Raw genomic sequence first — 13,846 nt, forward strand, 5'->3', positions numbered from 1 at the left:
CGTTTTCTACTTCAGTACCGATTCAGTGAATTCCCTGATTTTTTATTGTTGCGTTTGCCTGTGCATGCACCGCAGCCGGGCCGCGTGCCACGTAGTCGTGCATAATGGGTTGCCGCCCGCTGCAAGCTGGTGCCATCTTTTTTACAAATTTTTACGGCACCGTTCCTACCGCGTTCGGGTGAGGCCAGTCCAGCGCGGATATAACATTATGCGGATAAACCACAATACCCGTGACAGCAGGCAGGCTATCCATGCCAATACATGAGTCAACGGCCTGCATGCGCGTCCATACATAAGAGAATGAACGCAAAGATTTCATGTGGTGGCAAAGCAGCTGTCCGGAAATTCGCTAACGGACAGCGACCTCGCCGGGCGTAGCGACGCTGTTCTTTCGCTGGCTGGCAGCCCGCGGTCCCAAAGCATCGACGGCCCACGCGCGCTGCCTGAGGCGCAAGTCGCCTCCATGTCTCCTTTTCGGGACAATTGTTGACAATACGGGGCCGGTGCCTGCTCTAGCATGCGGATGCCGGATACCATCGCACTTTTCCGAATTGACGGTCAGAACCAGGCGCCACGCGGTCGCGAACCGCCTCTAAAATGTCTGGCACCGTGCACTTCGGGTGCGCAAAAATAAAGGAAGCACGCTGTGAATCGACTGGGGGAAGCGCAAGGCAGCCGGCACGGCTGGTGTGGCCGCACGCCACGCCGGCCGGGATGGCTGGCCTTGCTGGGGCATCTGGCCCAGTGCGCTGCGCTGGCGCTTGCCCTCGGAGCGGCTGGGGCTGCCGCGGCACAGCCGGCGGCCGGCGCTGCGGCATCCGCGCCGGCAATGCCGTCGATCGCGCTGCACTACGGCGCCAAGCCGCCGGTCGACGCGCTGCAGGCATTCGATATCGCCGTGGTCGAACCCGACAGCGGCTTCGACCCACGCCGGGTCGCCACCCCCGCGACCGCCTGGTTTGCCTATGTCAGCGTGGGCGAGGTGCTGGAAGGCCGCCCGTATTTCAAGGACATCCCCAAGAGCTGGTTCGTCGGCCGCAACGACGCGTGGAACGCGCCGGTGATCGACCAGGCGGCCGACGGCTGGCCCGCCTTCTATGTCGACAAGGTGATCGCGCCGCTGTGGGCGCGGGGTTTCCGCGGCTTCTTTCTGGATACCCTGGACTCGTACCAGCTCGCCGCCAAAACCGACGCCGAGCGCGCGCGGCAGGAAGCCGGCCTGGTGCGCGTGGTGCGCGCGATCAAGGCGCGCTACCCCGATGCCCGGCTGATCTTCAACCGCGGCTTCGAGATCCTGCCGCAGGTGCATGGCCTGGCGTATGCCGTTGCCTTCGAGTCCCTGTTCCGCGGCTGGAACCAGGCCCAGGGCCGCTATGTCGAGGTGCCGCAGGCCGACCGCGACTGGCTGCTGGCGCAGGCGCGCACCATCCGCGAGCAATACCGGCTGCCGGTGGTGTCGATCGACTACTGCCCGCCGGCGGACCGCCGCTGCGCGCGCGACACCGCGCGGCGCATCCGCGCGCTGGGCATCACCCCCTATGTTGCCGACCCCGGCCTGCAGACCATCGGCATCGGCCAGGTCGAAGTGCTGCCGCGGCGCGTGCTGGTGGTGCAGGAGCGCGGCCCGGGCGTGGCGATCGACCAGTCCGAGGGCGTGCGCTTTGTCTCGATGCCGCTCAACTACCTGGGCTACCGCGTCGAATTTGCCGACACCAGCGAGGAGCTGCCCGAGATCGGCCCCGACCGTTATGCCGGCGTGGTGATGTACCTGACGGGCAAGGTCACGGCGCAGCCGGGCCGCTTCCATACCTGGGTGCAGGCGCGCATGGCGCAGGGCATGCCGGTGGTGTTCCTGAACGACTTCGGCACCAGCGTCAGTGGCGCGGTGGCGCGCGGCTTCGGCCTGAAGGCGGTCAGGGGGCGCGTGTCGGGCCCGGTCGAGGTGCTGGCCAAGGACCCGATGATGGGTTTCGAGATGCCGGTGGCGCCCGACCGCAACCAGGCCGAGGCGATCCAGGTGCCGGACGGCGACGGCTTCCGCACGCTGCTGCGCCTGCGCTCCGGCACCCTGACCTATGACGCCGCGGCCATCACGCCGTGGGGTGGCTATGTGCTGGGCCCGTATGCGGTGCACGAGAGCGGCATCGGCACCGCCGACAGCCGCTGGGTGGTGCAGCCGCTGGACTTCCTGCGCGAGGCGCTGCGCCTGCCCGCGATGCCGGTGCCCGACGTCACCACCGAGAACGGCCGGCGCCTGCTGACCATCCATATCGATGGCGACGGCTTTGCCTCGCGCGCCGAGATTCCCGGCGGCGGCTTCTCCGGCGAGGTGCTGTTGCGCGAGATCTTCGACCGCTACCGGCTGCCGATGACCATGTCGGTGATCCAGGGCGAGGTCAGCCGCGACGGCATGTACCCGAAGCTCAGTGCCCAGCTCGAGCCGATCGCGCGCAAGATCTTCGCCCAGCCCTATGTCGAGGTGGCCAGCCATACCTTCTCGCACCCGTTCGAGTGGGCGCGCACGGTTCCGGCTCAGGGCGGCAAGGCCGCCGCGGGCGCGGGCGACGCGGCCTTCCACCTGAACATCCCCGGCTACACCATGGACCTGAACCGCGAGATCGGCGGTTCCATCGACTACATCAACCGCAGCCTGGCGCCCGCCGGCAAGCCGGTCAGCCTGCTGCTGTGGTCGGGCGACTGCCAGCCGCCGGCCGAGGCCCTGCGCCTGACCGACCAGGCGCGCGTGTTCAACATGAACGGCGGCGACACGCTGATCACGCGCAGCAATCCCAGCTGGACCGCGATCGCGCCGCTGGGCATCAACAAGCCGGGCGGCACCTTCCAGGTGTTCGCGCCCAACCAGAACGAGAACGTCTACACCAACCTGTGGCATGGCCCGTTCTACGGCTTCGAGCGCGTGATCGAGACGTTCGAGCTGACCGACCGGCCGTATCGCTTCAAGCCCGTCAACATCTATTACCACAGCTACTCCGGCACCAAGGCGGCGTCGCTGAAGGCGCTGCGCAAGGTCTACGACTACGTGCTGGCGCAGCCGCTGCTGCCGCTGCATTCGACCGATTACGTGCGCAAGGTGCTCGACTGGCAGGAGATGGCGGTGGCGCGCGAAGTGGGCGACGGCAGTGCCGGCAGCAGCGCCACGCAATGGATCGTGCGCGGCGACGGCAACCTGCGCAACCTGCGCTGGAGCGGCGCGGGCCTGCCCGACGTTGCCGCGGCGAAGGGCGTGACCGGAACCTCGCCGGCGCCCGGCGGCGGCGTCTACCTGCACCTGGACGGCGGCGATGCGCGCTTTGCCATGCGCGAGGCCGCGGCCCCGGCGCCGGCCACGCCGCAGCTGGCCGAAGCCAGCGGCATCGTGCGCGACTGGTCGCAGCGCGACGGCGTCACCCGTTTTGCCTTCAGTGGCTACTTCAAGCCGTTCTTCCGCCTGGCCAACGCCGGCCACTGCCGCGTCAGCGTCGATGGCAAGGCCGTGGCGACGGTGCGCGAACGCAACACGCTGCGCGTCGATACCGCACCCGTGACCGACCCCAATCATGTCAGGCAACAAGTCGAAGTCCGCTGCGCCGGCTGAGCGCGAGCGGCTGCTGCCGCCGACGCTGGTGCTGACCTTTACCGCGATCGTGGGCATCGGCCTGGCGCTGATGTTCCCGCGCGAAACCCTGCGCGAACGGCTGCTGGGGCAGGGCCGCACCATCGACGGGCTGACCATGGCCTACCTGGAAGCCTGGTGGAAGGTCACGCCCGACGATCCCGCCTTCATGGGCGTGCTGGCCGAGCAATACGCGCGCACCGGCCGCCTGGAAGACGCGCAGGCGATGCTGGAGCGGATGCAGGCGGTGCAGGGCATCGACCTGTCGGGCCAGGTGCTGCGCACGCGCATCGAGATCGCGCAGCAGCGCGCCTGGGCCGCGCAGCCGGAAACCGCCGAGCGCGAACAGAATTTGGTGCAGCTGCGCAGCCTGCTGGACCAGGCCGCCGGCCGCCGCTGGAGCGTGGCCGACCTGCAGGCACTGGCCACGCAGGCGCGCCAGGCCGGCGCGGATGCCGCGATGCGCCGTTTCTATACCGCGCTGGCGAGCCAGGACCGCAACAACGCGGCCTTCTGGAACCGCCAGCTGGCGGAGATGGCGATTGCCGGCGGCGACTACCGCGACGCCGCCAACGCACTGTTCGCGCAGCAGGCGGCCGCGACCACGCTGGCCGAGCGGCGCGCGCTGTTCCTGAAGGCGGTGCAGACCCTGCAGTCCGGCAACCTTCTGGACGAGGCGCTGGCGCAGGCCGAGCGCCACGGCGGCAAGCTGCTCGACGACCCCGAGGTGCTGCGCTACCTGACCCGGCTGGCGCTGGCGGCCAACAAGCCGGAGCAGGCCAGCCGCTATGTCGAGCGGCTGCTGAAGGTGTCGGCGCGGCTGCGCGATGCCGCGCGTACGAGCCTGGCCGCGCTGGAATCGCAGCAGGCCGAGGTGCGGCGCATCGCCGCCACCCAGCCGTGGCATGAGCGCGGCGTGGTGTTTCTCGACGGGCCGCGCGGGCTGGCGCTGCGCGAGGCGCTGGCCGCTTCCGGCCAGCTCGGCGTGCGCAGGATCGCGGCACAGGAAGCCGCGCCGGCGCAGCCGGATGATACGAAGTTCAATGCCGACGACTACGAGCTGGCCTATCGCGTGTTCCTGGCCGCGGGCAAGCTCGACCAGGCCCAGCGCGTGGCCGAGACCGCGGTGCGCCGGCTGCCGGCCGAGCCGGTCTGGCGCGAGCGGCTGGCGCAGGTGGCGGAATGGAACCGCCAGCCGGCGGTGGCGCTGAAGAGCTGGCTCGACTATGCCCGCGCCACCAACGACGAGCGCGCGTGGGATGCGGTGATGCGGCTGGCGCCGGGGCTGTCAGACGATCGCGCCTACCTGGCCGCGCTGCGCCACCGCGCGGGCGGCTCGGACCTGAAGACGGTGGACGAGGTGGTGGCCGCCTACGAGCGCCTGGGCGAGCCGGAAGAGGCCATGCGCTTCCTCGAAGGCCTGAGCCGGGGCCCGAAGGCGCGCGAGATCATGGAGCGCCACGCCGCGCTGGCCGAACGCGCCGGCAAGGACGAGCGCGCCTTCCAGCTCTATACGCAGCTGCAGCAGCGCTTCGGCCCGCGCCCCGCCTACGCGCTCAAGCTGGCCAACCTGCACTATGTGCGCGGCCGGCTGCCCCAGGCGCTGGACGCGATGCTGCCGGCGCGCGCCGCCGCGGGTCCGCGCGACCTGCTGTTCTGGCGCACGTTCACCGAGCTGGCGCGGCTTAACCAGCGCGACGACCTGCTGCAGGACGGCTATCGGCATCTGATGATGGCGGCCGCGCAGACCCGCGACGAGCACTGCCGGCAGCTGCCGGAGGGCCCGGCGCGCAACGACTGCACGGCCGAGGTCCGCGCCACGCAGCAGGCGGACTTCTCCAACCTGATCGCCTACTACGACAGGACCCCGATCGACGCCGGCCGCATCGCCGAGGCCGACTGGCGCCGCAGCGCCAGCCCGGCCTCGCTGGAGCTTGCGCTGTACTACTACACGCGCGCCCACGCCTACCGCCGCATCGAGCGGCTGCTGCAGGACATGAGCGCCGAGCAGCGCCGCGCCGCCTGGCAGTCGAGCCGCTTCCTGATGCGGCGCGCCGAGTACTACCGCGTCACTGGCCAGCGCGAGCAGGCCCTGGCTGACCTGCGCCATGCCGCGGGCCTGCCTGACGCCGACAGCGAAACGCTGGCGGCGCTGCTGTGGACGCTGGTCGACCAGGGCACCGATACCGAGGTGCGCGCGGTGATGCGCCGCCTGCAGGACCAGGCCGAGGACAATCCCGAGCTGTGGGGCGCCTTCGCCGCCGGCCATATGCGCTTCCACGACGGGCGCGCGGCGCTGCATTACCTGCGCAGGCTCAACGACGGCAAGAGCGCCGATCCGCTCTGGCTCAGCCTGCTGGCCGACGCCTATGAAGCCGTCGGCCAGACCGACATGGCCTGGCGCGTGCGCCGGCAGGCGTGGATCGACCTGCATCGTGGCCGGGCCCGGCGCGGCGCTGGCGATGCGCGCATGCGCCCGGACCATGCCGACGGCGACGAAGAGCGCGAGAACGCCTCGGGCGCGCCGTCGCGCGCGGACCTGCGCCGCCAGACCGTGGCGCTGGGGCAGATCTTTGCCTCGGGCGAGGTCTCGCGCGCGCTGGTGATCCAGATGCTGCGCGCCGACCGCGCTTCCACGGCGGCGCGCGAACTAGGCCCGCCCGACGCGGACGCGGCGTCGCAGCTGGGCGAGATCGCAGGATTGCCGCCGCTGCGCGAGCCCGTGCCTGCCGAGGTCGTGCGCGACGCGGCGCGGCGCGAGGCAGCATTGTCGGCCGCCGGGCGCGATGCCGCGCTGGCGTGGGCGATGTCGGCGGAATCGAACGAACTGGCGCGCGGCTGGCTGGCACGCCAGTACGCCAGCCGGCTGCAGCGCCCGGCGTATGCCGAGGTGGCGATCGCGCTGGACCGGCAGGACCTGAACAGCCTGGACCGCATCCTGGAGCGCCAGGCCGGCCGCGTGCCGGTGGCGAGCCAGATCGAGGCCAACCAGCGGCTGGACCGCCTGGGCGCGGCGCAGACGCTGGCCTTCGAAACCCAGGAGCGGGCCCGCTCCGACGACGCGCTGCAGGAAACCCTGCGCGACACGCTGCTGTTCAACGCCCAGGCGATCGAGCCGCGCGTGCGCTTCCTGCACCAGAAGCCGCTGGAGTTCACCGAAGGCAGCCTGGCCGGCGGCGTGCGGCTGTGGGACGGCTATGACCTGAACCTGCGCGGCACCTGGCGCGACCAGCGCAGCACCGATCCGCGGCAGCTGGCCAACGTGCCAGCATCGGACCGGAGCGCCGACCTGTCGCTGGGCTACCGCGACAGCAACCAGCGCTGGCGCGCCACCGCGGGCTACCGCGAGGGCCTCGACACCATGGCCACGGCGCGCTTCTTCGGCGAGTGGAACCAGCAGGGGCGGCTGCAGTTCAGCACGCTGGCCGGGCTCAACCAGCCGGCCGACGAGTCCGCGCCGCTGCGCGTGGGCGGCGCCAAGGACGTGCTGGGGCTGGGCGCGACGTGGCGCTTCAGCCTGCGCGAGTTCGTCGGCGCGCGCATCGAGTACAGCCGCTTCCGCGGCCAGGACCGCAGCACGCTGGGCCACGGCATGGTGTATGACGTCGAGGCCGGCTACAAGATCCGCACCGCGTATCCGGACTACACCGTGCGCGTGGTCGCCACGCATGCCAGCTACAGCACGCAGGGCGGCAGCCTGACGCCGCGCCAGGCCGCGCTGGTGCCGGCCGGCGACGCCGCGACGCCGGCGTTCTACATGCCGCAGGGCTTCACGCAGGCTGGCGTGCTGTTCGGCTTCGGCACCGAGCTGCTGGACGAATACACCCGCAAGTGGCGGCCGTTCGGCGAGATCGGGTTGTTGCACGACACCCGCGCGCGGCAGAACTTCCGGGTGCAGGGCGGCGTGGCGGGCTCGGTGTTCGGCAACGACCACCTGGCGCTCTATGTCTCGCACGAGACCGCGGCGCGCAACGGCGGGCGGCCGATGACGGAACTGGGGCTGCGCTACCGCTGGCTGTACTGAGCGCGCGGCGCATGGCGGGACAGGCGGGGCATCAACAGATATGGCAATACGGAAAAAGGGGATGAAAATGGACAAGCAAGGCACGGGCATGACGGGCAAGACGGTGGCGAGGCGGCTGGCGGCATGGTGCGGCGCGCTGGGCGCGGCGCTGTGGCTGGCGGGCTGCGCGGTGACGGACGTCGGCCGCGCGCCGGCGCTGGCGCGCGGCGAGACCATCGCGGTGCTGCCGATCGTCAACTACACCGAGACGCCGCAGGCCGGCCTGCGCGCCGAAGCCATCGCCGAGAGCCTGCTCAAGACCGGCGGCGTGGCCAGCCTGAAGCGCTATCCGGCCGCGCTGAACCCGGAAACGCTGTTCGAGCCGGCCGAGCGCGAGGCGGTGGGCAAGGCGCTGGAATGGGCGCGCGCCGAGAAGGCCCGCTATGCGCTCACCGGCGCGGTGCAGGAATGGCGCTACAAGGTGGGCGTGGACGGCGAGCCGGCGGTCGGCATCTCGCTGCAGCTGCTCGACGTGAACAGCGGCGAAGTGGTGTGGTCCGCCACCGGCAGCGACAGCGGCTGGAGCCGCGCCTCGCTGTCGGGCACCGCGCAGAAGCTGCTGCGCCGCCTGCTGGCGCCGCTGATGCAGGGCTGAGGTGAGGGTGGCGTTGATCGGCACGGCGCCGCGCCAGCGCGGCGATGGATGGTTGGAGCAAGGGGATGAGCGTGGCCAAGACGGCTGACAACACCTATCGCGCGCGGCAGGGACAGGGCATCGGCCTGGGCGGGCGCTATGCGCGCCTGCTCGCGCCCGCGGTCACCGGGCCGGCCGCCGTGGTGGAACTGGTGGTGGCAATGCTGGCCGCGCTGGGGCTGGCCTGGCTGGTGCTGCCGCAGAACCCGCTGCTGCTGGGCATGGGCTTTCCGTGGGCCTGGCTGCTGCCGGTGGTCCTGGCGCTGCGCTACGGCACGCTGATCGGCGTGGGCAGCGTGCTGATGCTGCTGGGCGCCTGGTATGTGTACCACCAGACCGGCGTGATGCCCGGCCCGTTCCCGCGCCTGTTCTTCCTGGGCGGCCTGCTGCTGGTGCTGGTGGCGGGGCAGTTCGGCGATGTCTGGGGCACGCGCCTGGCGCGCGCGCGCGCCGTCAACCGCTACCTGGACGAGCGCCTGGCGGCGCTGACCAAGAACCACTACCTGCTGCGCATCTCCCACTCGCGGCTGGAAAACGACCTGCTGGCGCGGCCCACCACGCTGCGCGACACCCTGTCGCAGTTGCGCGGCGTGGCGCTGGAAGAGGCCGCCCGCGGCGGCCACGTGCTGGCCGGCGCGCAGCCGGTGCTGCAGGTGGTGGCGCAGGCCTGCCAGGTCGAGGCGGCCGCGCTCTACGCCTGCAACGGCGAGCGCGTCGACGCCGAGCCCGCGGCCAGCATTGGCCCGGCCTTCACCCTCGACCCCACCGATCCGCTGGTGCGCCACTGCCTGGACACGCGCCAGCTGGCCCACCTGCGCGCCGAGGGCCTGCAGCACGATGCGCGCACGCGCTACGTGGCGGTGGCGCCGGTGCTGGCGGGCTCCGACCACCTGATTGGCCTGCTGGTGGTGGAGCGCATGCCGTTCCTGTCGCTCAACTACGAGAACCTGCAGATGCTGATGGTGCTGCTGGGCTACTACGCCGACGGCGTCGAGCATGTCGGCGCCACCCGCACCATCCTGGCGGCGCTGCCGGCATGCCCGTATCCGTTTGCGCTGGACTATGCGCGCCTGTCGCGGCTGCAGCGCGAGACCGGCATCGACAGCTCGGTGGTGGCGCTGGTGTTCGACACCGATCCCGAGCGCGATGCGCTGTTCGAGCAGGTGGTGCGCAGCCGGCGCGCGCTGGACGTGGCCTGGCCGCTGGTCAATCCCCACCACCGCGCCATGCTGACGCTGATGCCGCTATCCGATGCGCAGGCCGTGGCGGCCTACCTGGTGCGCATCGAAGACATGCTGCGCGCGCAATTCGGCACCGATTTCACCAGCGCCGGCATCGGCGTCTACTCGCTGGCGGTGCCCGCGACCGGCGCGGAAGAGGCGCTGGTCAAGCTGCTGCGCCGGGCTCAGGTCGACGGCACGGCGGCGCGGTCGGCACCGGCGGCCGGGGAAGCGCCCCATGTTTAAGTTCGGCGCCGGCGGCCTGGCCGCCCAGATCGCCGCGCTGGCGCTGCTGGCGCGCGCCGGCAACAGCACCGCGCTGCTGCTGGCGTTCCTGGGCATGCAGGCGGTGGCCGCGGCGCTGACGGCGCTGCTCCTGTGGCGCCTGCTGCCGCGGCGCATGCGCGTGCCGTTCGCGTGGAGCTACGGCTTCCTGGCGCTGTTCTGCTTCTTCGTGCCGCTCGGCGGCGCGCTGGTGTGCGTGGGCAGCTACCTGCTGTCGAAGCTGTTCCCGCGCCGCATCGACACCAGCGGCATCGGCACCGTGGGCCTGCCCGAGTTCGTCACGCACCTGATGTCGCGCGTCACGCACGGCGGCGGCGCGCGGCTGCGGGCGCAGCTGGGCAATGCGCGCGCGCCGCTGCCGGAGCGCATGACCGCGCTGGTGGCGATGCAGTCGATGCCGGCGCGCACCGTCAGCCCGGTGCTGCGCGAGCTGCTGGCCGACAGCGCCGACGATATCCGGCTGCTGGCCTACGGCATGCTGGACGGCGCCGAGAAGCAGCTGACCCAGCAGATCCTGGCCGAGCTGCCGCGGCTGGAAACCGCCTACAGTCCGAGCGAGCGCGCCGAGATCAGCAAGCGCCTGGCCGACCTGTACTGGGAACTGATCTACCAGAACCTGGTGCAGGGCGACGTCTACCGCTATACCGCCAGCCAGGTCGAGCGCTACGCCAGCGCGGCGCTGTCGCACGACGACGGCATTGCCTCGCTGTGGTACATGCGCGGGCGCCTGGCGCTGGCGCGCAACGCCCCGCGCGAGGCGCGCGCCTGGCTGCAGCGCGCCGAGGCGCTCGGCTTCGCGCGCGAGCGCGTGCTGCCGCACCTGGCCGAAGCCGCCTACCTGGAGCGCGACTACGCCGCGGTGCGACAGCTGATGGCATCGTTTGACAGCCCCTCGCCGCTCCCGCTGGTGCGGCCCCTGCTGCGGTACTGGCAATCATGAGCGAGATCCTGTTGAAAGCGGCATCCGCCGACGTCATGCTGCTGCTCGAAGGCACCTTCCCGTACGTGAGCGGCGGCGTGTCGAGCTGGGTCAACCAGATGATCCGCGCGTTCCCCGAGCTGCGCTTCGGCATCGTCTTTATCGGCAGCCGGCGCGAGGACTATGGCGATATGGCCTACCAGCTGCCGGCCAACGTGGTGCACCTGGAAACGCACTATCTCTATGACTTCCCGCCGCCGCCGCTGGCGCAGGGCCGCAGCGGCGACGCGAAGGCGTTCGACGCCGCCGACCGCCTGCACGACCTGCTGCGCGAGCCGGGCCGCGAGGCCGAGGCCGGCGCGATGATCCGCGAGCTGATGCCGGCGCTGCGCGAAGGCGGCGCGCTGGGCGAGGACGCATTCCTGTATAGCCGCCGTGCCTGGCAGACCATCACCGACCAATACCGGCGCTTCTGCACCGACCCGTCGTTCACCGATTACTTCTGGACCGTGCGCATCATGCACAAGCCGCTGTGGCAGCTGGTGCGGATTGCCGACGGGCTGATCCCGGCGCGCGTCTACCACACCGTTTCCACCGGCTATGCGGGTTTTCTGGGCGCGCTGCTGCGCCACCGCAACCAGCGCCCGCTGCTGGTGTCGGAGCACGGCATCTATACCAAGGAACGCAAGATCGACCTGTTCCAGAGCCAGTGGATCCGCGACAACCGCAATGTGTTCGAGCGTGACATCTCCCAGATCAGCTACTTCCGCGAGCTGTGGGTGCGCTTTTTCGAAACCCTGGGCCGGGTCTGCTACGACGCCGGCGACGACATCGTCGCGCTGTACGAAGGCAACCGCCGCCGCCAGGTGCAGGACGGCGCGCCCGAGGCGCGCACGCGCAGCATCCCCAACGGCATCGACCTGCCGCGCCTGGCGCCGCTGCGCGCGCGGCGCCAGCCGGGGGTGCCGCCGGTGCTGTGCCTGATCGGCCGGGTGGTGCCGATCAAGGACGTCAAGACCTTTATCCGCGCGATGCTGACGGTGGTGCGCGAATACCCCGAGGCCGAAGGCTGGATCGCCGGCCCGGAGGACGAAGACCCGGAATACGCGCGCGAATGCCGCAGCCTGGCCGAAAGCCTGGGCCTGGGAAAGAAGGTGAAATTCCTCGGCTTCCAGCGCATCGACGCGCTGCTGCCGCAGGTGGGCGTGCTGGTGCTCAGTTCGATCAGCGAGGCGCTGCCGCTGGTGGTGCTGGAGGGCTTTGCCGCGGGCGTGCCGTGCGTGACCACCGACGTGGGCTCGTGCCGCGAGCTGCTGTTCGGCCTGCCCGGCGAGGACGCCGCGCTGGGCCAGGCGGGCGAGGTGGTGCGCATCGCCGACCCCGCCGCGCTGGCCGCGGCCGCGCTCGGGCTGCTGCGCGAGCCGGCGCGCTGGCAGGCGGCGCAGGCCGCGGGCGTGGCGCGCGTGGAGCGCTACTACACCCAGGAGCGCATGGTCGGCAGCTACCGCGAACTGTATCAACGGCTGATGGCGCAGCCCGACGGCGCCGGGCATGACGGACCAGCACGGCACGGCGGCAATCCCGCGCGCTGCCCGGTCCACCGAGGAGCCTGAGCATGGCTGGGATTGGATTCGAGCTGCGCAAGATGCTGCGGCGGGACAACCTGTCCGGCATGCTGAGCGCCTACGCGTATGCCGGCATCATCAGCTCGGGGCCGTGGATCCTGTCGATCGTCGGCATCCTGCTGATCGGCATGCTGAGCCTGCCGTTCGTGGTGCCGGGCACGCTGATCACGCAGTTCCAGGTCTCGGTGACCTACCTGATCGCGGGCAGCCTGATCCTGACCGGGCCGATGCAGCTGTCGTTCACGCGCTTTACCTCGGACCGGCTGTTCGAGAAGCGCGACCACCTGATCCTCAGCAACTACCACGCCGTGGCGCTGCTGGCCACGGTGCTGTCGGGCGGCATCGGCGTGGCGTGCGCGGCGTTCAGCTTCGGCGAGCAGTCGGTGCTGTACCGGCTGCTGATGGTGGCGGGCTTCGTGGTGCTGAGCAATATCTGGATCGCCGCGATCTTCCTGTCGAGCATGAAGCAGTACAAGGCCATCGTCTGGACCTTCCTGCTGGGCTACGCGGTCTCGGTGGCGGCCGCGCTGGGGCTGCGCCGCTACGGCATGGAAGGGCTGCTGGGCGGGTTTGTCGCGGGCCAGCTGTGCCTGCTGACCGGCATGGTGACCCTGATCTACCGCAACTACACCAGCCGCCAGTTCATCTCGTTCGAGGTGTTCCGGCGCCGCTATGCCTACCCCAGCCTGGTGGCGATCGGGCTGCTCTACAACCTGGGCATCTGGATCGACAAGTTCATGTTCTGGTACGCGCCGTCCACCGGCCACCAGGTGATCGGGCCGCTGCGCGCGTCGATCATCTACGACATCCCGGTGTTCCTGGCCTACCTCGCCATCATTCCCGGCATGGCGGTGTTCCTGGTGCGAATCGAGACCGATTTCGTCGAATACTACGACGCGTTCTACGATGCGGTGCGCGGCGGCAGCTCGCTCGAGCATATCGAGGACATGCGCAACACCATGGTCCAGACCATCCGGCTGGGGCTGTACGAGATCGTCAAGGTGCAGGCCATTGCCGCGCTGCTGCTGTTCGCGGTCGGTACCTGGGTGCTGCGGCTGCTGGGCATTTCCGAGCTGTACCTGCCGCTGCTGTACGTCGACGTGATCGGCGCCAGCCTGCAGGTGGTGCTGCTGGGCGTGCTCAACATCTACTTCTACCTGGACCGGCGCCGCGAGGTGCTGCTGTTGACCGCGCTGTTCGTGGTGCTGAACTGCGCCCTGACGCTGGTGACGCTGCAGCTGGGGCCGGCCTGGTATGGCTATGGCTTCGCGGTGTCGCTGCTGGTGGTGGTGGCGCTGGCGCTGGCGATGCTGGACCACAAGCTCGAGCGGCTGGAGTACGAGACCTACATGCTGCAATAGCGTGCGCAGGGTGCAATGGTGCCAGGTGGGCACGCCGGCGCACCCCACCTCGGGGCGTCTCGACGGAATGGGCCGCGATTGGGTAACATGGCGGCAGCCGGCGGGCTTCGGCCTGGCCCGCCGGTT

Annotated in this window: 7 protein-coding genes; all 7 read left to right on the forward strand. The window is 70.4% G+C overall.

The features are described 5' to 3' along the window. Positions 1 to 829 precede the first annotated feature (829 nt). The 7 genes from CBM2588_RS21695 to pelG all read left to right on the forward strand — a co-directional run bounded on the left by CBM2588_RS21695 (position 830) and on the right by pelG (position 13,720). A complete protein-coding gene (locus CBM2588_RS21695; RefSeq protein WP_231942319.1) occupies positions 830 to 3,595 on the forward strand; it encodes a bifunctional glycoside hydrolase 114/ polysaccharide deacetylase family protein in 2,766 nt (921 codons plus the stop codon). Continuing rightward, the gene (locus CBM2588_RS21700; protein WP_115682425.1) at positions 3,558 to 7,637 is read left to right on the forward strand and encodes a tetratricopeptide repeat protein; all 4,080 of its coding nucleotides are present in this window, start codon (positions 3,558 to 3,560) and stop codon (positions 7,635 to 7,637) included. The genes CBM2588_RS21695 and CBM2588_RS21700 overlap by 38 nt, the downstream gene beginning before the upstream one ends. A gap of 61 nt (positions 7,638 to 7,698) precedes the next feature. After that, entirely contained in the window at positions 7,699 to 8,271 is a 573-nt protein-coding gene (locus tag CBM2588_RS21705) for a penicillin-binding protein activator LpoB (protein ID WP_439897457.1), read from the forward strand. Between the two features lie 65 nt (positions 8,272 to 8,336). Next, the gene (locus tag CBM2588_RS21710; RefSeq protein WP_115682426.1) at positions 8,337 to 9,776 is read left to right on the forward strand and encodes a PelD GGDEF domain-containing protein; all 1,440 of its coding nucleotides are present in this window, start codon (positions 8,337 to 8,339) and stop codon (positions 9,774 to 9,776) included. Next, positions 9,769 to 10,755, forward strand: coding sequence for a tetratricopeptide repeat protein (locus CBM2588_RS21715; RefSeq protein WP_115682427.1), 987 nt, complete (start codon positions 9,769 to 9,771; stop codon positions 10,753 to 10,755). The genes CBM2588_RS21710 and CBM2588_RS21715 overlap by 8 nt, the downstream gene beginning before the upstream one ends. Continuing rightward, positions 10,752 to 12,347, forward strand: coding sequence for a GT4 family glycosyltransferase PelF (gene pelF / locus CBM2588_RS21720; RefSeq protein ID WP_115682428.1), 1,596 nt, complete (start codon positions 10,752 to 10,754; stop codon positions 12,345 to 12,347). Before CBM2588_RS21715 ends, pelF begins: the two co-directional genes overlap by 4 nt. A 2-nt stretch (positions 12,348 to 12,349) precedes the next feature. Beyond that, positions 12,350 to 13,720: an exopolysaccharide Pel transporter PelG gene (gene pelG, locus CBM2588_RS21725; protein WP_115682429.1), complete on the forward strand. Its 1,371-nt coding sequence runs from the start codon at positions 12,350 to 12,352 to the stop codon at positions 13,718 to 13,720. The last annotated feature ends 126 nt before the right edge of the window (positions 13,721 to 13,846 follow it).

Source organism: Cupriavidus taiwanensis (assembly GCF_900250075.1).
GTDB lineage: Bacteria > Pseudomonadota > Gammaproteobacteria > Burkholderiales > Burkholderiaceae > Cupriavidus > Cupriavidus taiwanensis_C.

Bases quoted from the DNA above. Each gene is read 5' to 3' on its own strand.
- CBM2588_RS21695 (WP_231942319.1), top strand. From the start codon at position 830: ATGCCGTCGATCGCGCTGCACTACGGCGCCAAGCCGCCGGTCGACGCG.
- CBM2588_RS21700 (WP_115682425.1), top strand. From the start codon at position 3,558: ATGTCAGGCAACAAGTCGAAGTCCGCTGCGCCGGCTGAGCGCGAGCGG.
- CBM2588_RS21705 (WP_439897457.1), top strand. From the start codon at position 7,699: ATGAAAATGGACAAGCAAGGCACGGGCATGACGGGCAAGACGGTGGCG.
- CBM2588_RS21710 (WP_115682426.1), top strand. From the start codon at position 8,337: ATGAGCGTGGCCAAGACGGCTGACAACACCTATCGCGCGCGGCAGGGA.
- CBM2588_RS21715 (WP_115682427.1), top strand. From the start codon at position 9,769: ATGTTTAAGTTCGGCGCCGGCGGCCTGGCCGCCCAGATCGCCGCGCTG.
- pelF (WP_115682428.1), top strand. From the start codon at position 10,752: ATGAGCGAGATCCTGTTGAAAGCGGCATCCGCCGACGTCATGCTGCTG.
- pelG (WP_115682429.1), top strand. From the start codon at position 12,350: ATGGCTGGGATTGGATTCGAGCTGCGCAAGATGCTGCGGCGGGACAAC.